The sequence below is a fragment of the Rubrivivax benzoatilyticus JA2 = ATCC BAA-35 genome (genome assembly GCF_000190375.1).
GTDB lineage: Bacteria > Pseudomonadota > Gammaproteobacteria > Burkholderiales > Burkholderiaceae_C > Rubrivivax > Rubrivivax benzoatilyticus.
Map to the genome: position 1 here is coordinate 1 of NZ_AEWG01000058.1, position 16417 is coordinate 16417.

At 73.8% G+C, this 16417-nt stretch carries 19 protein-coding genes; 9 read left to right on the plus strand and 10 right to left on the minus strand.

Features of this window, described 5'->3' with window-relative positions; genetic code table 11:
- From RBXJA2T_RS06005 to RBXJA2T_RS19455, 6 genes are all read left to right on the plus strand, one after another.
- Nucleotides 1–1165 (plus strand): phytase (locus tag RBXJA2T_RS06005; protein ID WP_009856440.1); only part of this gene is annotated, 1165 nt, incomplete at its 5' end.
- A gap of 36 nt (nucleotides 1166–1201) precedes the next feature.
- Entirely contained in the window at nucleotides 1202–1879 is a 678-nt protein-coding gene (locus RBXJA2T_RS06010; RefSeq protein ID WP_029718489.1) for a response regulator, read from the plus strand.
- Entirely contained in the window at nucleotides 1876–3288 is a 1413-nt protein-coding gene (locus RBXJA2T_RS06015) for an ATP-binding protein (protein ID WP_009856442.1), read from the plus strand. The genes RBXJA2T_RS06010 and RBXJA2T_RS06015 overlap by 4 nt, the downstream gene beginning before the upstream one ends.
- Before the next feature lie 88 nt (nucleotides 3289–3376).
- Entirely contained in the window at nucleotides 3377–3865 is a 489-nt protein-coding gene (locus RBXJA2T_RS06020) for a DUF1643 domain-containing protein (protein WP_202796732.1), read from the plus strand.
- A 16-nt stretch (nucleotides 3866–3881) separates the two neighbouring features.
- A complete protein-coding gene (locus tag RBXJA2T_RS06025) occupies nucleotides 3882–4277 on the plus strand; it encodes a GFA family protein (protein WP_009856444.1) in 396 nt (131 codons plus the stop codon).
- A gap of 25 nt (nucleotides 4278–4302) precedes the next feature.
- Nucleotides 4303–4995 (plus strand): hypothetical protein, encoded by a 693-nt coding sequence (locus RBXJA2T_RS19455; protein ID WP_009856445.1) that lies wholly within the window; start codon nucleotides 4303–4305, stop codon nucleotides 4993–4995.
- Between the two features lie 37 nt (nucleotides 4996–5032).
- Here RBXJA2T_RS19455 and RBXJA2T_RS06035 read toward each other — a convergent pair whose 3' ends face one another.
- From RBXJA2T_RS06035 to RBXJA2T_RS06045, 3 genes are all read right to left on the minus strand, one after another.
- Complete coding sequence (locus RBXJA2T_RS06035) at nucleotides 5033–5320, minus strand: type II toxin-antitoxin system HicA family toxin (RefSeq protein WP_009856446.1); 288 nt, start codon at nucleotides 5318–5320, stop codon at nucleotides 5033–5035.
- 62 nt (nucleotides 5321–5382) lie between these two features.
- Nucleotides 5383–5712, minus strand: coding sequence for a type II toxin-antitoxin system RelE/ParE family toxin (locus RBXJA2T_RS06040; protein WP_009856447.1), 330 nt, complete (start codon nucleotides 5710–5712; stop codon nucleotides 5383–5385).
- Nucleotides 5709–5960 carry a type II toxin-antitoxin system ParD family antitoxin gene (locus tag RBXJA2T_RS06045; RefSeq protein ID WP_009856448.1) on the minus strand — a complete coding sequence of 84 codons (252 nt, stop codon included), beginning with the start codon at nucleotides 5958–5960 and terminating at the stop codon, nucleotides 5709–5711. Before RBXJA2T_RS06045 ends, RBXJA2T_RS06040 begins: the two co-directional genes overlap by 4 nt.
- A 187-nt stretch (nucleotides 5961–6147) precedes the next feature.
- Between RBXJA2T_RS06045 and RBXJA2T_RS06050 the strand changes: the two genes are divergently transcribed.
- Nucleotides 6148–7011, plus strand: a complete 864-nt coding sequence (locus RBXJA2T_RS06050; RefSeq protein ID WP_009856449.1) for a DUF1444 domain-containing protein — start codon at nucleotides 6148–6150, stop codon at nucleotides 7009–7011.
- Nucleotides 7012–7035: 24 nt separating this feature from the next.
- The gene (locus RBXJA2T_RS06055) at nucleotides 7036–7806 is read left to right on the plus strand and encodes a hypothetical protein (RefSeq protein WP_009856450.1); all 771 of its coding nucleotides are present in this window, start codon (nucleotides 7036–7038) and stop codon (nucleotides 7804–7806) included.
- 24 nt (nucleotides 7807–7830) lie between these two features.
- Here the strand turns inward: RBXJA2T_RS06055 and RBXJA2T_RS06060 are convergent, their stop codons facing one another.
- Genes RBXJA2T_RS06060 through RBXJA2T_RS06080 form a run of 5 tightly spaced genes read right to left on the minus strand, consistent with a single transcriptional unit; the run spans nucleotide 7831 to nucleotide 11958 of the window.
- The gene (locus tag RBXJA2T_RS06060) at nucleotides 7831–8481 is read right to left on the minus strand and encodes a tetratricopeptide repeat protein (RefSeq protein ID WP_009856451.1); all 651 of its coding nucleotides are present in this window, start codon (nucleotides 8479–8481) and stop codon (nucleotides 7831–7833) included.
- A complete protein-coding gene (locus tag RBXJA2T_RS06065; RefSeq protein ID WP_009856452.1) occupies nucleotides 8478–9248 on the minus strand; it encodes an SDR family oxidoreductase in 771 nt (256 codons plus the stop codon). The genes RBXJA2T_RS06060 and RBXJA2T_RS06065 overlap by 4 nt, the downstream gene beginning before the upstream one ends.
- Nucleotides 9245–9922, minus strand: coding sequence for an iron-containing redox enzyme family protein (locus RBXJA2T_RS06070; protein WP_009856453.1), 678 nt, complete (start codon nucleotides 9920–9922; stop codon nucleotides 9245–9247). Before RBXJA2T_RS06070 ends, RBXJA2T_RS06065 begins: the two co-directional genes overlap by 4 nt.
- Nucleotides 9923–9928: 6 nt before the next feature.
- Nucleotides 9929–11374, minus strand: coding sequence for an AMP-binding protein (locus RBXJA2T_RS06075; protein WP_009856454.1), 1446 nt, complete (start codon nucleotides 11372–11374; stop codon nucleotides 9929–9931).
- Complete coding sequence (locus RBXJA2T_RS06080) at nucleotides 11371–11958, minus strand: thermostable hemolysin (RefSeq protein ID WP_237704858.1); 588 nt, start codon at nucleotides 11956–11958, stop codon at nucleotides 11371–11373. Before RBXJA2T_RS06080 ends, RBXJA2T_RS06075 begins: the two co-directional genes overlap by 4 nt.
- 283 nt (nucleotides 11959–12241) lie before the next feature.
- Here RBXJA2T_RS06080 and RBXJA2T_RS06085 point away from each other — a divergent pair, with 283 nt between their 5' ends.
- Nucleotides 12242–14068 (plus strand): AMP-dependent synthetase/ligase, encoded by a 1827-nt coding sequence (locus RBXJA2T_RS06085; RefSeq protein WP_029718485.1) that lies wholly within the window; start codon nucleotides 12242–12244, stop codon nucleotides 14066–14068.
- Between the two features lie 19 nt (nucleotides 14069–14087).
- On the opposite strand, the gene RBXJA2T_RS06090 is transcribed toward RBXJA2T_RS06085, so the two are convergent.
- Both RBXJA2T_RS06090 and RBXJA2T_RS06095 read right to left on the minus strand, forming a co-directional pair.
- Complete coding sequence (locus tag RBXJA2T_RS06090; RefSeq protein ID WP_009856458.1) at nucleotides 14088–15584, minus strand: methyl-accepting chemotaxis protein; 1497 nt, start codon at nucleotides 15582–15584, stop codon at nucleotides 14088–14090.
- 191 nt (nucleotides 15585–15775) lie between these two features.
- On the minus strand, nucleotides 15776–16417 hold a 642-nt coding region (locus tag RBXJA2T_RS06095; RefSeq protein WP_009856459.1), incomplete at its 5' end, for a DUF2345 domain-containing protein.

Below are 16417 nucleotides of genomic sequence, written 5' to 3' on the forward strand. Positions count from 1 at the left end.
CTCTGGCGCGAGGCCGACGGCGCTGGCGCGCCGACGGCAAGGCCCGGCCGACGGGCGGAAAGCCGTCGAGGCGCTGGCCGCCAAGGCCGACACCACCGGCCTGCGGCTGGCCTGGCACGACGAGGCCACCGGCCGCTGGGCCACACGCGCCCTGCCCTGGGCCGCGCCGGCGCCGCGCGCCGTGCTGCCGGTGGTGCGCGCCGTCGCCCAGACCGACCCGGTGCCGCGTTTCGGCGACGCCGCCGACGACCCGGCGATCTGGGTGCACCCGGCCGACCCGGCGAAGTCGCTGGTGCTGGGCACGAACAAGAAGCAGGGCCTGTTCGTCTACGGCCTGGACGGCCGCCAGCGCCAGGTGCTCGAAGCCGGCCGGCTGAACAACGTCGACGTGCGCCAGGGCCTGCGTTTCGGCACGCTGACGCTGGACCTGGCGCTGGCCACGCAGCGCGACGAGAAGGCGCTGGCGGTGTTCACCATCGCCGCCGACGGCACGCTCGCCGACGCCGGCCGGATCGCCACCGGGCTGGACGAGGTCTACGGCACCTGCCTGTACGCGCCGCCGGCCGGCGGGCTGGAGGCGCTGGTCAACGACAAGGACGGGCGCGTGGAGCGCATCCGCGTCGAGGCGGCGCCGGGCGCCGACGGCCGGCCGGTCTTCAGCGGGCGCGTCGTGCAGCGTTTCAAGCTGGAATCGCAGCCCGAAGGCTGCGTCGCCGACGACGACAGCGGCCGGCTCTTCATCGGCGAGGAGGACCGCGGCGTCTGGATGCTGGACCTGAACGCTGCCGAGCCCAAGCCGCAACTCGTGCTGAAGGTCGGCGGCCTGCTGCAGGCCGACGTCGAAGGCCTGGCGCTGTACCACGACCGCGACACCGGGCGCCGCTGGCTGGTCGTCAGCAGCCAGGGCAACGACAGCTACGTCGTGGCCGAGGCCGCGCCGCCCTGGCGCGTGAAGGGGGCGCTGCGCATCGGTCTGGACCCGGTGGCCGGCATCGACGGCGTGTCCGAGACCGACGGCCTGGAAGTCACCAGCACGCCGCTGGGCCCGGCGCTGCCGCGCGGCGCGCTCGTCGTGCAGGACGGCTTCAAGCGCCTGCCCGACGGCGCGCAGAACTTCAAGATCGTCGACTGGCGCGAGGTGGAGCGCGTGCTCGGCCTGCGCTGAACACGCGCAAGGCGGCGGCCGATAATGGTCGCCGCCATGCGACTGCTCATCGTCGAAGACGACCCCGACCTCGGCGACGCGCTGCGCGCCGGCCTGCGCCAGGCCGGCCACGCCGTCGATCTCTTCCCCGACGGCCAGCAGGCCGACGCCGCGTTGCGCGGCGCGCCCTACGACGCCGTCGTGCTCGACCTGGGCCTGCCCGGCACCGACGGCGTGACCTGGCTGCGGCGCTGGCGCGAGCGCGGCCTGGACAGCCCGGTGCTGATCCTCACCGCACGCGACGGCATCGAGCAGCGCATCGAGGGCCTGGACAGCGGCGCCGACGACTACCTCGTCAAGCCGATCGCCATCGCCGAGCTGGCCGCGCGGCTGCGCGCGATGGCGCGGCGCAGCGCCGGGCGCTCGCAGTCGGTGTGGACACACGGCGCGCTGCGCTACGACCCGGCCAGCAAGCAGGTGCACTGGCGCGGCCAGCCGGTGGAGCTGCGCGGGCGCGAGCTGGCGCTGCTGGAGGTGCTGCTGATGAACCCGCAGCGCGTGCTGAGCAAGGTGCAACTGCAGGAGAAGCTCTACGACTGGGGCGGCGCCGAGCCCGAGAGCAACGCGCTGGAGGTGCACATCCACCACCTGCGCCGCAAGATAGCCCCCGGCATCGTGCGCACCGTGCGCGGCGTGGGCTACGCGCTGGGCGCGGCCGACGGGGACGAGGCGTGAGCGGCGACGCCGGCCGCCGGCCGCAGAGCCTGCAACGCCGGCTGCTGCTGGCGGTGCTGGTGGCCGCGCCGCTGCTGTGGGCCATCACCGTCGGCGTGGCCACCGACAGCGCGCAGACCGAGGTCGACGAGATGTTCGACAGCGAGCTGATCCGCCTGGCCGGCACCGTGCACGGCGCGCTGTCGGGCATGGCGGCCAAGGGCGAGCTGACCGAGATCGAGCTCAAGCCGCCGGCCGAAGGCGGCACCGGCGCCGCCGAGCTGGAGGACATGGGCCTGGCCGCCTGGGACGGCGATGGCCGGCCGCTGCTGTACGACGAGCAGGGCGCGCGCCTGCCCTGGCGGCGCGACGCCAGCGGCTTCGTCGATCTGCAGGTCGACGGCATCGCCTGGCGCGTGTACTACCAGCAGGCGGCCGACGGCCGCTGGAGCGTGGCCGCCGCCCAGCGCCAGGAAGAGCGTGACGAGCTGATCTGGGGCCTGCTGTCGGGCCAGCTCGCGCCCTGGCTGCTGATGCTGCCGGCGCTGCTGCTGGCGCTGGCCTGGGCCTCGCGGCGCGCGCTGGAGCCGGTGCGCCGCATCGCCGGCGATCTGGAAGGCCGCGACGCCGACAGCCTGCGCCCGCTGCCGCTGGACGAGACGCCGTCGGAGCTGCGGCCGATCGTCGGCTCGATGAACGCGCTGTTCGAGCGCATCGAGGCCGCGCGCCAGCGCGAGCGGCGTTTCACCGCCGATGCCGCGCACGAGCTGCGCACGCCGCTGGCGCTGCTGCGCGCGCAATGGGACGTGGCGCGCAACAGCAGCGACCCCGGCGAGCGCGCGCACGCCGAAGGCCGGCTCGAAGCCGGCATCGCACGCATGGACCGGCTGGTGTCGCAGATGCTGGCGCTGTCGCGTGTGGAGGCCGCCGAAGGCCTGCCGCAGCGCCGCCCGGTCGACTGGGTGCCGATCGTCGGCCAGGTGATGAGCGACACGCTGCCGCTGGCCGAGCGCCGCCGCATCGAGCTGGGCTGCGACTGGCCCGAGCCGCCGGCGCAGCCGCTGCCGCTGGACGGCGACCCGGCGCTGCTGGAGATCCTGCTGCGCAACCTGGTCGACAACGCCACACGCTACGCCCCGGAAGGCGGCAGCGTGACGGTGGTCTTCGAGCCCGACGCGCTGCGTGTCGAGAACGACGGCCCGCCGCTGGCGCCCGAGCTGCTGCAGCGCCTGGGCGAACGTTTCCGCCGCCCCGAAGGCCAGGCCGAGAGCGGCAGCGGGCTGGGCGTGTCCATCGTGCAGCGCATCGCGGTGCTGCACGGGCTGGAGATGCGCTACGGGGCGCGGGCGGACGGGACGGGGGTGGTGGCGCGGGTGGGGCGCGTCGCGACGGGCCCGGCCGAGCATCGGGGCCACCGCGATGCCCGGTGAGACGCACGGGTTTCCTCTCGTACGGGGCTCGGCAACGGCCGCCATCGGCTCGGCGGCCCCGTCGCCCACGCTTGCGGTGGACCCCCTGGTGGCCGAACGCACCATCTTCAGTCCCGACAGGACGCACCGCTTCACGCTTTTCCGGTACTGGGGCGATCACGAGGACTATGCGTGCGGCATCAGCATGAATCCATCGGGTGCTGCGGAAGACGTCGGCGATCCGACCGTGGACGGCATGGCGCGGCGAGCCAGGGAATGCTGGGGCGTCGGCACCTATTACCAGCTGAACGTCATGTCTATCCGGGGAACGTACTCGGCGGACTTGCGCAATGCCGCCGTCGTGAACCTGCGCGAGAACGACGAATGGATTCGGAGAATCGCGGCTCGGGCACGAATCGTGGTGGTCAGCTGGGGGAACCCCGGCCACAAGTCGGGGCGCGGGCCTGCGGTGGAAACGATCCTTCGGGAAGTTTGCGACCCTGCAAAGGTGTTTTGCTTCGGCAAGAACAAGAACGGATCTCCAGTTCATCCGCTCTACCAACGGATTGATGCGCCACTGAAGCCCTACTTTGACTGAGGACCGCTCGACCGCCATGCCCACCCGCCTCGCCTCCTGCTCCTGCGGCCGCCTCACCGCCACGGTGAGCGGCGAGCCGCTGCGCGTCTCGATCTGCCACTGCCTGGCCTGCCAGCGCCGCACCGGCAGCGTGTTCGGGCAGCAGGCGCGCTTCCGGCGCGAGGACGTGGTGCTCGCCGGCGCCTCGACCGAGTTCGTGCGTGTCGGCGACGACGGCGGCCGGGTGCGTTTCCACTTCTGCCCGGCCTGCGGCGCGACGGTCTGGTACGTCGTCGACGACATGCCGGAGGCGGTCGCGATCCCCGTCGGCGCGTTTGCCGACCCGGCTTTCCCGCCGCCCACCGTCTCGGTCTACGAAGAGCGAAAACACGGCTGGGTGCAACCGCCGCCCGAGGCCGAACACATCCCCTGAGACCGGCGCCGCCGGCCCATAGAAGATGAAACCCCTGCTCGTCTCGCTCGCCCTGGCGCTGGCCTCGGCGTCGGCCACGGCCGCCGAACCGGTGCGCCGCATCGGCGTCTACGTGCTGCCCTACTACGCCGCCGCGGCCGACGACGGCGGCCGCCCGCAGGTGGCGGTCGGCAAGGCCTTCGACGAACGGCTGGCGAGCCACGATCCGGCCGTCATCGCCGAGGTCGAGAAGTCCATCCGCGCGGCACCCGAGCTCGTCACGCCGATGACGCTGATGGTGCTGGCGATCCGGCTCTACGACGTCGGCCTGCGCGACGAGGCCGTGTTCTGGTTCTACGCCGCCAAGGACCGCTACGCGACGCTGGCCGCGGTGCTGGACATGTCGCACCCGGCGCTCGCCCAGGTGGCCCAGGCGACGAGGGACTTCGCCGTCACCGCCGGGCCCGACCTCAACGGCTACGCCTTCTGCGACCTGGGCCGCCAGGCGCGGCAACGCCAGGCGGCGCTGGACTGGGTGGCGGCGCACCCGTACCGGGCACTGTTCATCGACGCGCTGCCGGCGCGGCCGGGGGACCGCCAGGCCCACCTCGAGGCGGCGCTCGCCGATCTGCGCACGCAGGCCGCGCGCGAACGCGACGCGCTGGCGACGCCGGAGCTTCGCGCCCGTGTCGCGGCCACCCGCGAGGCCAACCAGATGCAGGACAAGTACTGCTGGTGAGGGGGTCAGGGGGCTGAGCCGCCGGGCGTGCCCCGGCTCAGCCCGCCGCGTCGCCGCGCGACTCGTAGGCCGCGGGCGTCACGCCGGCGCGGCCCAGGAAGGCGCGCACGTGCAGCACCGACTGCCGGTCGAGCTCGTCGCCGCCGTGCGGCCGGTGCAGGATGTCTTCCACCTTGCCCAGCGTGACACGCAGGCGCGCGCCGGAGATCGGCTCCAGCGTCGCGCCGACGTGCTTCAGCAGCGACTCGACGTCGCGCCAGTGCAGGTTGTGCGGCGGCGGGTCGTGGAACAGCGCGCGGATCAGGTTCGTGTGATGACGGCTCATGCACGGCTCCTGGAGCTGACGCATGAGCGTAGCCGACGGTCGCGGCGCCGGTCTACGAAGGATCAAGCATCGCCCGGCTCGCGCAGCCAGGCCGGGAGGTCGCGCTGGCCATGCAGCACGCGCCAGACGTCGACGTGATCGTCGCGCTCGACGTAGGACACGAGGTACGGGTAGCGCTTCAGCGGCCAGGCGCGCAGGCCGGGAAGGTTCAGCTCGTGCCCCAGGCGCGGCGAAGCGCTTGCCGGATGCCGGCCGATGCGCGCATACGCCCGCTCCAGCAAGTCGACGAAGCCTGCAGCCGCCGTCCCGGCCCCTTCGGCGAGGTAGAAGTCCAGCGCCTGCGCAACATCGTCGACGGCCTGCTGGCGCGCGACGACGGGTTTGCGTTTCACGCTTTGCGGCGCGCTGCGGTGGCCGTGTTCACGCGCTCGCGCAGCCCGTCGAAGTAGGCGTCGTCAGCCACCACGGCCGGGGCCGACGCAGCGCCGGCCAGCAGCAGGCCACGCAGCTGCTGGCGCTCCTGGTCCTGGCGGATCAGCTCGCGCACGTACTCGCTGCTGGTGCCGTAGCCTCGCCGGCTGACCTGCTCGTCGACGAAGCTCTTCAGCGCATCGGGGAGGGAGATGTTCATCGTGCCCATCGCATGAGCCTAGGCGCCTTGGCAAAAATTGGCAAACGTGCCGCCTCGAACAGCTTGCCAACCCCGAGGGGCCGAGGGGCGCCACGGCGTCCCTCCGGCAAGCGACGCCCCGGCGCCACGCCACCCGAAGCAGGGGACGCCGCAGCACGGCCGCCGCCTATGCTGTCGGCCGCACGCCCTGCCCACCATGCGCCACCGCCTGCTCGCCCCGCTCGCCCCTCTGGCCCTGTTCCTGGCCACCACCACCGCCGCCGCGCAGCCGGTCCCGCTGGACGAGGAGCCGTTCACGCGCCACGCGGCCGGGCAGTTGCAGCGCACGCTGCCGTCCAGGCCGGTCACCGTGCTGGGCCCGCTGACGCTGGGCCTGGGTGACGCCCAGATCAACCTCGACCGCATCCACGCCTTCTGCCGGCGTGACGCCGAGGGCTGCGCCGAGCGGCTGGACGCCTTCCTGCACGACGTCGCCACCGCGCTGGGCGACGCCCAGGCCAAACCCCGCGCCGACGCGCTGCGCATCGTGCTGCGCTCGGCGGCCTACGTCGTCAGCGCCCGGGCGTCGATCGCCGGCGGCCGTGTCCCCGGCCGGCTGGACGCCCGGCCCTTCGTCGGCGGGCTGATGGCCGTGCCGGTGCTCGACGGCGAACGGTCGGTGCAGCTGCTCGGCAGCGGGCAGCGTGAGGAGCTCGGGCTCGACGACGACCAGGCCTACGCCCGCGGCCTGCAGAACCTGCGCACGCGCCTGGTGCCGCTGGCGGTGGCGGCGCCGCCGGTCGCGCCAGGCCGGCTGGGCGTGCTGGCCGACGACGTCTACCAGCCCAGCCGGCTGCTGCTGCACGACAGCTGGGCCGGCCTGGCCGAAGCCCAGGGCGGCGTGCTCGTCGTCGCGGTGCCGGCCACCGACCTGCTGCTGTACTCGGCCGACGATTCGCCGGCCGGCCTGGCCGCGTTGCGTGCGCTGGTGGCCGACACGATGGCGCGCGCGCCCAACCCGCTGGCCCCGCTGCTGCTGCGCTGGCGGCCCGAGGGCTGGGAACTCGTGCCCGCCCGCTGAAAACCTGTTTCAACGCCGATCGACATGCTCCGACGTCTCGCCACCCTCGCCACGCTGCTCGCCGCCTCGCTGATCGCCGGCTGCGGCGTCACGCTGAACGGCGTGACCGTCCCTCCCGACACGCTGCAGAAAGCCCGGTCGATCGCCGTCGTCTCGGTGCTCGGCGACACCATCCGCTTTCGAAAGCAAGGTCTCCTCAGCAGCGACGACGTGCCGTTCGAAGTGCCCGAATGGGGCCTGGACGACCGTTTCGCCGCGCTCTACGCCGAGGAGATCACGCGCTCGCTGGGCGTGACGGCGCGGCCCTACCACGGGCCGCTGCAGAAGGACCTGCTGAACACGCTCTACGTGATCAAGGGGCTGAACACGCGGGCCTCGCCGAACTGGGAGGTCGGCGCGCCGGCACTGCGCGCCATCGCGCGCGAGACGAACGCGGACCTGCTGGCCGTCGTCGTTCGCGACGGGACGATGGACTACCTGCAGATGTCGCAGTTCATCCTCGACGGCCTGGGCTTCACATCGGGCCGAGGCCTGTGCGCCACGCACGCGTTCATGATGGTGGTGCTGGTCGACGCCACCAGCCTGGAGCCGGTGGCCGGCTCCACGCTCTGGGTCCGCAAGGACGTGCCGCGCTGGTTGTTCCAGCGAGCCGTGGTGCCGAACGAGCTGTGCGCCCGCGCGCCGGCCGGCACGCTCTCGCCCAAGCAGATGGAGATCCTGCACGCCGGCATGCTGCGCGCCGTCGAGCCGGAGGCGATCGAGGACACCGTCAAGCGGCTCGTGAAGAGGCCCTGACCCTCGTCGCGCCTGGCCGCCGCCTCAGCGCTTGATCTTCGCCAGCAGCTGCCGCGCCTCCTCGCGCCGTCCGGCGTCGGCGATCTGGCGGCCCGGGCGTGCGGGCGCGTCGATGGCGCGCTGCAGGTAGGTCACGGCGTCGGCCTCGTGGCCGGTCTCGACCAGGTACTCGCCGTAGAAGAAGTTGGCGTCGATGCCCTGCGGGTTCAGCGCCAGCGCCTTCTGCAGCATCTGGCCGGCACGCGCCTTGTCGCCGAAGCCCAGCGGCCAGCCCGGTACCTTGTAGTACAGCACGCCCAGACTGTTGTAGGCCGAGCCGTCGAGCGCATTGCCGTCGATCTGGATCGCACGTTCGTACAGCGCCTTGGCCTGCTTGACGAGGCCCAGCGCGCCCAGGCCTCCCTTCTCGCCGGCCAGCGAGCTGACGATGATGCCTTCCCAGACCAGCGGCTCGGCGCGGCCGGGGAAGCTCTCGCTGGTCTTGTGGGCGTTGGCCACCAGGGTCTCGAAACGCTTCTCGCGCTCGGCGGCGGGGGTCTGGTAGCGGATCACCTCCCAGTCGTGCTGCAGCGCGGTGACGGCGTCCTCGACCGGGCCGGCCTGGGCGACCGGCAGCGCAGCCAGCGCGGCGGCGGCGACGACGAGGGAGCTCAGCAGGGAGCGACGGATGTTCATCGGGTCTGTCCTTGGGTGGGGGCCGCCGCCGGCAGGCTGCGGCGATGTTTGCTGAAGCCGGAGTCCATCCAGGCGCCCAGCAGGCCGTTCAGGCGGGCGAAGACACGTTCGCCGCCGCCCAGCGTGCGCTCGGGCGCCTCGCTCTCGATCAGCTGCAGCAGCGCCTGGGCGACGAGCTCGGGCGTGTCGCTGGCGGCACCGGTGGAGACGTTGTAGGCCTGCGCCGCGGCGTCGTTGAAGCCGGTGCGCGTGCTGCGCGGGGCCAGCGTCTGCACACGCACCGGGCCGTCGGCCAGCTCGCGCCGCAGCGCCTCGGCAAAACCGTGCAAGCCGGCCTTGCTGGCGCCGTAGACCGAGAAGCCCGGCAGGCCGATGCGCCCCAGCACCGAGCCGACGAAGACGATCTGGGCGCGCGGCTGGCGTTGCAGCTGCGGCAGCAGCGCCTGGGTCAGCAGCATCGGCGCCAGCAGGTTGGTCTGCAGCACCTGCTCGACCTGCGCCGCGGGCACCTGGGCCAGCGCGCCGAAGGCCGGCACGCCGGCGGCGTGCACGACGACGTTGGCGTTCCAGTCGGCCGCCGCCTGCACGACAGCCTGGCGGCCTTCGGGCGTGGCCAGGTCGGCACGTTGCCAGGCGTTGCCGGGGCCGCTGGCGCCGCGGCCGACACCGAGCACCGCGGCGCCCTGTTCGGCCAGCGCCTGCACCATCGCGCGGCCGATGCCGCCGGCCGCGCCGGTCAGCACGACGCGGGTCTGGTCGATCTTCATGCCGCCTCCTCGACGGGTTGCGGCTGCGGCAGCGGCAGGCTGCGGAAGACGTCGCCGTACAGGCGGTAGAACACGCGCGCGGCGTGCACGATGGCGGCCTGGTCGGCGGGGTCGTGGATCTGGTCCATCAACAGCTCGAAGTGCTGCACGTGCTCCTGGTCCAGCGTGCCGTGCGAGCGCAGGTAGCTGAAGGCCGAGTCGGGCAGCGCCAGCGCCTGCTGGATGGCGTCGGCGGCGTGCAGCGCCAGCGACACGCTGGTGCCTTCGAGCACCAGCACCATGCCGAAGAAGCCCAGCGGGTTGCGCCGCGCGATCGTGTCGTAGGCGTAGGCCACCATGACCTCGGTGGCGATGCCGGGGGCTCCGTGGCGCACGGCTTCGGCGTCGCCGCCGGCGTGGGCGATGTCGTCGAGGATCCACTCGTCGTGGCCGGACTCCTCCTCGATGTACTCGTCCAGCGGGCCTTCGAGCCAGGCGTGGTGCGCGGGCAGCGCGGCGCGAACGGCCTTCAGCAGCGGCACCGTGTGGCGCACGTGGTGGAAGGCCTCGCGCAGAAAGGCCAGGTAGCTGGGCCGCGAGACCTCGCCGCGCAGCGCGCCCTGGATGATCGGCGTGGCGAGCAGGCCGTTGCGGGCCTCGGTGGTCTGTTCGAGCAGGGTGGCGTGGAATCCCATGGCGTGTCAGCAGGAGGAGATGGCGGACGCCGCGTCGAGCCCGAGGGCGTCGGCATGGCGGGCGAGGATGGCGTCGCGGCGCGGGCGGCCGTTGGCGGTGGCCAGGCCCGAGGCGGCGTCGAAGGCGTCGGCGGCGCGCGTCCAGCGCGCGACGCGGGCGTAGTCGGGCAGCGTGGCGTTGGCGGCGGCCACCGCGGCGTCGAGCTGGTGGTCGCCGACCGCGGGCGACGACGGCCAGAGCACCGCCGACAGCGCCGGCTGGCCGTCACCGAGCACCACGGCCTGGGCGACGGCCGGCTGGCAGCGCAGCGCGGTCTCGGGCCATTCGGGCGAGACGTTGCGGCCGTAGCCGGTGATCAGCAGGTTCTTCTTGCGGCCGACGACGTGCACGAAGCCGGCGTCGTCGATGCGGCCCAGGTCGCCGGTGGGCCACCAGTCGCCGTGGCGCGCTGCGGCGTCGCCGACGTAGCCGGCGAACAGCGGGCCGCCGACCTCCAGCTCGCCGTCGGCGGCGACGCGCACGCGGGCGTGCGGCAGCGGCCGGCCGGCGCTGCCGGCGTTGTCGGCCCCGGGCAGGTTCAGCGTCTGCACCGAGGCGCCTTCGGACAGGCCGTAGCCTTCGTAGGCCGGCAGGCCCAGCGCCCGCGCGGCCTGCAGCACCGGCGCGCCGACCGCGGCGCCGCCGACGGCGACGAAACGCAGCGAGGCCGGCGCGCGCCGGCCGGTGGCGGCCAGCCAGCCGCACCAGGCGCGCAGCATCTGCGGCAGCAGGATCAGGCTCTGCGCTTCGTGGCGCTCGACGGCGGCGTGCAGCCGGGCCGGGTCGAAGCTGGACGAGCCGGCGAGGCCGACCTCGGCCAGCGGCGGGCAGATCACGGTGCTGCCCTGGCGGCGCGGCGCCATCAGCCCGGCGACGTTCTCCAGCAGCACCGCGTAGGGCAGCGCGGCGAGGTGGCGTTCGATGGCCAGCGGCGCCAGCGCCTGCACCAGGCCGTCGGCCACGGCGTCCATCGCCGCGGCCGTCAGGCACACGCCCTTGGGCGTGCCGGTGCTGCCCGAGGTGTAGGTGATCTTGGCGGTGCCGGCCGGCAGCGTCGGCCGCAGCGCCGGCAGGCGCGCGGCGGCGAGCGTGCCGGCAACGCTCGCCAGCGGCTGCCAGTGCAGCCCGGGCCAGCGCGCGGCCAGCGGCGCGGCGGCCACCAGCGTGTCGACACCGGCCGAGGCCAGCACGTGGCCGAGCATCGTGGCGTCGAAGAACAGCGGCAGCGGCACGTGCACCACGCCGGCGGCACGCGCGGCGTCGTCGAACACGGCGAAGGCCGCGCCGTTGTCCAGCAGCGTGGCCAGCACCTGCGTGCCCTGGGCCCGCAGCCAGCCGGCCGCGGCCTCGGTGGCGGCGGCGAGTTCGGCGGCGCTCCAGGCGCGGGCGCCGTCGACCAGCGCCGGTCTCAAGCCGCACCCCCGCGGCGGCGGAAACGCATGATCGCGGCGTCCAGCCGGCCGGCCAGCACCAGCGGCCGGTGGTCGTAGTACGTGCCCCAGCGTGCGGCATCGCGGCCCAGCACCGCCGGGTCGGCGACACCCAGCGTCACCGGCGCGATGCCCAGGCGCACGAAGAGGTGGCGCAGCTCGACGGTCAGCGTGCAGACGACCCAGTCGTAACCCTGCTCGGCCAGGTGCGGGCCGATGCGCGTGATGAGGCGGCGGCCTTCGCCGGCACGCGCGGCGGCCAGGTGGCCGACCTCGACGATGCGCTCGCGCACCGCCGGTTCGCCGAGCAGCTGCTCGACCGGCGCGTCGAGATAACGCTCCAGGAACAGCTCGCCGTCGCGCGCCGGGCGGTAGCCGGCGGCAGCGACGAGTTCGCCGCCGCCGTCATGCAGCCCGACCATCGCCGGCGCGAACTCGCGCACGTCGGCCTCGTAGCGCTCACGGTAGACGCGGCGCACCAGCGCCTCGACCTCGGGCCGACCGCCGGCGTCGCCCGGATAGACGCGCAGGCGCGGCTCGGCGCCCGGACGTTGGACGAGGCTCATGGCCGGCTCCCGCAGCATGCTCGGCATGCAGACTCCCTTCAGGCGCTGCCGCGGAATGCGGCAGCTGACGGGGAGGATGCTCGCGGCCGACGATTAGCGCGGCATTAACGCAACAGCGCCGGGCACCACCGCGGCGTGCAGCGCGTCACGCGCCGAGCACCGGAAACTCGCGTCCTGGCAAGGCTTTGGCGCGTATCCCATGGGCTTGGGCGGTTTCCCGCCCCGTTCCGGTGCGGAGCCTGACAGAATCGAACGATCGTTCGAAAACGGCGTCCATTGCGGCATGTCAACGCAACCTTCCCCCAGCCTCGACCTCAGTTCCGTCCGCACCCTGCCCGAGCTGCTGCGCTGGCGCGTCGCGTTGAGCCCCGACGCCGAGGCCTACCGCGAACACGAGGACACACGCGGCTGGGTGAGCTGGAGCTGGCGCCAGTTCGGTGACCGTGTCGAACGCTGCGCCGCGGCACTGGACGTGCTGGCCCCGGCACGCGGCGCGCGCATCGCGATCCTGCTGCCCAACGGCCTGGACGCGGTGACGCTGGACCAGGCGGCACTCTCGCGCGGCTGCGTGCCGCTGCCGATGCACGCGCTCGACAACCCGCTGTCCATCGCCTACATCCTGGCCGACAGCGGCGCCGAGCTGCTGGTCACGCAGACCGAGGCCCAGTGGCAGGCGATCGCCGGCTGCGGCGCGCTGCCGGCGTCGCTGCGCCAGGTGGTGATCCGCGAGCGCGACGAGGGCGCTGCCGCAGCGGCCACCGGCGGGCCCGAGCTGCTGTCGCTGGCGCAGTGGCTGGCGCGGGCTCAGGCCCGGCCGCCCGCGGCGCCGGTGCCGGTCGACGAGCAGGAGCTCGCGGCGCTGGTCTACACCTCGGGCACGACCGGCAAGCCCAAGGGCGTGATGCTCACGCACCGCAACGTGATGGCCAACGTGAAGGCGGTGCTGGCGCGCATCGCGCCGCGGCCGGACGACGTCTTCCTGTCTTTCCTGCCGCTGTCGCACACCTTCGAGCGCACCGCCGGCTACTACCTGCCGATCGCCGCCGGCGCGACGGTGGCCTTCGCACGCTCGACTCAGCACCTGCCCGAGGACATGAAGACGGTGCGCCCGACGGTGCTGATCTCGGTGCCGCGCATCTACGAGCGTGTGTTCGTCAAGCTGCAGACGATGCTCGAAGGCTCGGCGCTGAAGAAACGGCTGTTCGAGATGGCGCAGGCCGTCGGCTGGCGGCGCTTCTGCCGCGCGCAGAAGCTGCCGGTGCCCGGCTCGGTGCCGGCGGCCTGGGACGCGCTGGTCTGGCCGCTGCTGGCCAGCCGCGTCAGCGCGCCGCTGCAGGCGCAGTTCGGCGGCCGGCTGCGGCTGGCGGTGAGCGGCGGTGCGGCGCTGTCGGCGCCGATCGCCCGCTGCTTCCTCGGCCTGGGCCTGCCGATCGTGCAGGGCTACGGCATGACCGAGAGCACGCCGGTCATCAGCTGCAACACGCCGGAAGACAACGACCCGGCCACCGTCGGCCGGCCGCTGGACGGCGTCGAGGTGCGCATCGGCGACAACCGCGAGCTGCTGGTGCGCGGGCCGAACGTCATGCGCGGCTACTGGAACCGCCCCGAGGACACGGCGCGCGCGCTGGAAGGCGGCTGGCTGCACACCGGCGACCAGGCCAGCCTGGACGGCGGGCGCATCCGCATCGTCGGCCGCGTCAAGGAGATCATCGTCACCGCCACCGGCGAGAAGATCGCGCCGACCGACCTGGAGATGGCGATCGTCGCCGACCCGCTGTTCGAGGCCGCCTGGGCTTTCGGCGACAACCGGCCGTTCATCGCCTGCATCGCCGTGCTGGCCGCCGGGCCGTGGGAGCGGCTGGCACGCTCGCTCGGGCTGGACCCGGCGGCGCCCGAGTCGCTGCAGGCCCCGGCGGCGCGCGAGGCGGCGCTGGCGCGCATCCGTGCCGCCACAGCCGCCTTCCCGCACTACGCCCAGCCGCGTGCGGTGTGGCTCACGACCGAGCCCTGGACCATCGAGAGCACGATGATCACGCCGACGCTCAAGTTGAAGCGCAACAACCTCCAGTCGCGCTACGGCGAGCAGGTCGAGGCGCTGTACCGGCGCTGAGCCGGGGTCAGAGCCGGGGTCAGGCACCGACGCGGAACACCGCCACCGCCCGCGCCAGCGCCGCCGCACGTTCGCGCAGCGCCTGGCCGGCGGCGGCCGACTGCTCGGCCAGCGCGGCGTTCTCGCCGGCCGCCTCGTCGAGGCGCGCCATCGCCCGCGTGGCCTCGCAGACACCACGCGCCTGCTCGTCGGTGGCGGTGGAGATCTCGCGCTGGCGGTCGGCGACATGGCCGACGGCCTGGGCTGCAGCGTCGGCATCGGCACGCGCCGCCTCGGCGCGGCTCGCCCCTTCGGCGACATGGGCCGCACAGGCCGCGATCAGCGCACGCGCCTGGTTGGCCGCGCTGCGGCTGCGGTGCGCCAGCGCGCCGATGCGTGCGGCCACGACCGCGTAGGCGATGCCCTCCTCGCCGGCGCGCGCCGCGCTGACCGAGGCCTCGCGTGCCAGCAGCTCGGTCTGGTCGGCAATGCCTTCCATCAGGTCGATGGAATCGGCGGCGGCGCGTGTGGCGCGCTCGATCGAGGCCATCGTCGTCAGCATCGCCGATGCCGACTGGCCGCTGCGGCGCACCGTCTGGCGCGCCTCGTCGGCGGCGGCATCGACTTCGCGCGCAGTGTCGGCCACGGCCTCGGCCGAACGCGTGATCTGCTCCATCGCCACGGCCGTCACCTGCACGTCGCCCGACTGCTGCCCGGCCAGCGTCGACAGGCCACGGCTGCCCTGCGCGATCTCCTCGGCGGCACCGGCGATGCGGCCGATCTCGCGGCGCACGTCGTCGACCACGGCGCGCATGTTGAGGTTGGCCAGCCAGATGGCCTGCTGCAGCGGCCCCAGTGGCGCGGCGAGATCGTGGTTGCTGCGGGTGGCAAGGTCGCAGGCGGCCAGGCGGCTGGCAGCCACCGTGGCCAGCCGCAGCTGCCCGGCGACACGCCGCTGGAACCAGGCCAGCAGCAGGACGGCCGCGGCAACCGCCAGTGGCAGGCGCAGTGGCGCCAGCGGTCCGAGCGGCGCCAGCGCCAGCACGAGCACGGCGGCCAGCCCGGCGGCCAGGGCCGGCGTCGGGCTGCTCGGCCACCGGCGACGGGCGCCCGGGGCCGGCGCGCCATCGGCCTGTGCCAGGCGGGCGTAGCGCGCCTCGGCCTCGTGCACCTGCTGCGGCGTGGGCCGGTGGCGCACCGACATGAAGGCGACGACGCGGCCGTCGGCGAGCACCGGCGTGACGTTGGCGACCACCCAGTAGTGGTCGCCGTTGCGGCAGCGGTTCTTCAGCACGCCGCACCAGGGCCGGCCGGCCCCGATCGTCGCCCACATGTCGGCGAACAGCGCCGGCGGCGTGTCGGGATGGCGCACGACGTTGTGCGCCCGCCCGAGCAGCTCGTCGGCGGCATAACCGCTGACCTCCGCGAAAGCAGCGTTGCAGTGCGTGATACGCCCCTGGACATCGGTCGTCGAGACCAGCATCAGCGTGTCGGGATAGTCCCGTTCGACCTGTGTGACCGGCAGGTTCGACTTCATGAGGCAGGCAGGCCGAGTGGGCGAAGACGTCAAAATATCACTTTTGCTATTTCGCACACTATTGCCGAAGCATGAAGACCATCACGATCGGCGCCGGGCGGCAATAACGCACGCCCGGCACGGCGCACGCCGCGCGCCGGCAAGCCCGCCGACCGCCCGCCATCGGCTGACGCCGGCCCGGCCGTTGCGGTTCAGGCCAGCCGCTGCTGCAGCGCCGCCACCAGTTCGGCCAGCGGCGGCCACGGCGGGGCCGGCAGCGCGTCGCGCGGCTCGTACTCGACCCGCAGCACCCGCTCCGGCACGTCCTCGTGGCGGGCCTCGCCCTCGGCGTCGAGCCGGCCTTCGATCGTCGCGCCGCCGTCGAAACGGATCGTGTAGCGCTGGCCGGCGAACGGCCGGCCGTCGGCGTCGTGGTGGGCGATCGCGATCCAGTTCGGCGGCGCGCCCGGCCGCCCCAGCGGCAGCGCCGGCAGCGGTGCGTCGACCCGGCCCGGCCCCGGGAACCGCTGGGCGCCGGACTCGACGACGAAGCTGCCGGCCGTCGTGAAGCGCACGTCGGCACCGTCGAGCACGAGCGCCGAACCGCCAGCCCGCAGCACGAGGCGGCGGCGGGCGACGAGACGCAGCTCGCCATCGGCGGCCTGCAGCCGCAGGCGGCCCTCGGCCTGCAGCGACAGCGCGCCGGCGTGGGCACGCACGGCGGCATCGCCAGCGGCGGCGACACAGCGCAGGTCGCCGCCGGCCGAGAGCTGCAGCCGCCCGCCCGCGGACAGCGCCGCGTCGGCGTTCACGCCGGTGCGGCAGCCCGCGCCAGCCACCGAGACCAGGTCGCG

Coding starts and splice junctions, on each gene's coding strand:
- RBXJA2T_RS06010 (WP_029718489.1), top strand. CDS start 1,202: ATGCGACTGCTCATCGTCGAAGACGACCCCGACCTCGGCGACGCGCTG.
- RBXJA2T_RS06085 (WP_029718485.1), top strand. CDS start 12,242: ATGTCAACGCAACCTTCCCCCAGCCTCGACCTCAGTTCCGTCCGCACC.
- RBXJA2T_RS06060 (WP_009856451.1), bottom strand. CDS start 8,481: ATGAACATCCGTCGCTCCCTGCTGAGCTCCCTCGTCGTCGCCGCCGCC.
- RBXJA2T_RS06025 (WP_009856444.1), top strand. CDS start 3,882: ATGCCCACCCGCCTCGCCTCCTGCTCCTGCGGCCGCCTCACCGCCACG.
- RBXJA2T_RS19455 (WP_009856445.1), top strand. CDS start 4,303: ATGAAACCCCTGCTCGTCTCGCTCGCCCTGGCGCTGGCCTCGGCGTCG.
- RBXJA2T_RS06055 (WP_009856450.1), top strand. CDS start 7,036: ATGCTCCGACGTCTCGCCACCCTCGCCACGCTGCTCGCCGCCTCGCTG.
- RBXJA2T_RS06090 (WP_009856458.1), bottom strand. CDS start 15,584: ATGAAGTCGAACCTGCCGGTCACACAGGTCGAACGGGACTATCCCGAC.
- RBXJA2T_RS06035 (WP_009856446.1), bottom strand. CDS start 5,320: ATGAGCCGTCATCACACGAACCTGATCCGCGCGCTGTTCCACGACCCG.
- RBXJA2T_RS06050 (WP_009856449.1), top strand. CDS start 6,148: ATGCGCCACCGCCTGCTCGCCCCGCTCGCCCCTCTGGCCCTGTTCCTG.
- RBXJA2T_RS06045 (WP_009856448.1), bottom strand. CDS start 5,960: ATGGGCACGATGAACATCTCCCTCCCCGATGCGCTGAAGAGCTTCGTC.
- RBXJA2T_RS06065 (WP_009856452.1), bottom strand. CDS start 9,248: ATGAAGATCGACCAGACCCGCGTCGTGCTGACCGGCGCGGCCGGCGGC.
- RBXJA2T_RS06070 (WP_009856453.1), bottom strand. CDS start 9,922: ATGGGATTCCACGCCACCCTGCTCGAACAGACCACCGAGGCCCGCAAC.
- RBXJA2T_RS06080 (WP_237704858.1), bottom strand. CDS start 11,958: ATGAGCCTCGTCCAACGTCCGGGCGCCGAGCCGCGCCTGCGCGTCTAT.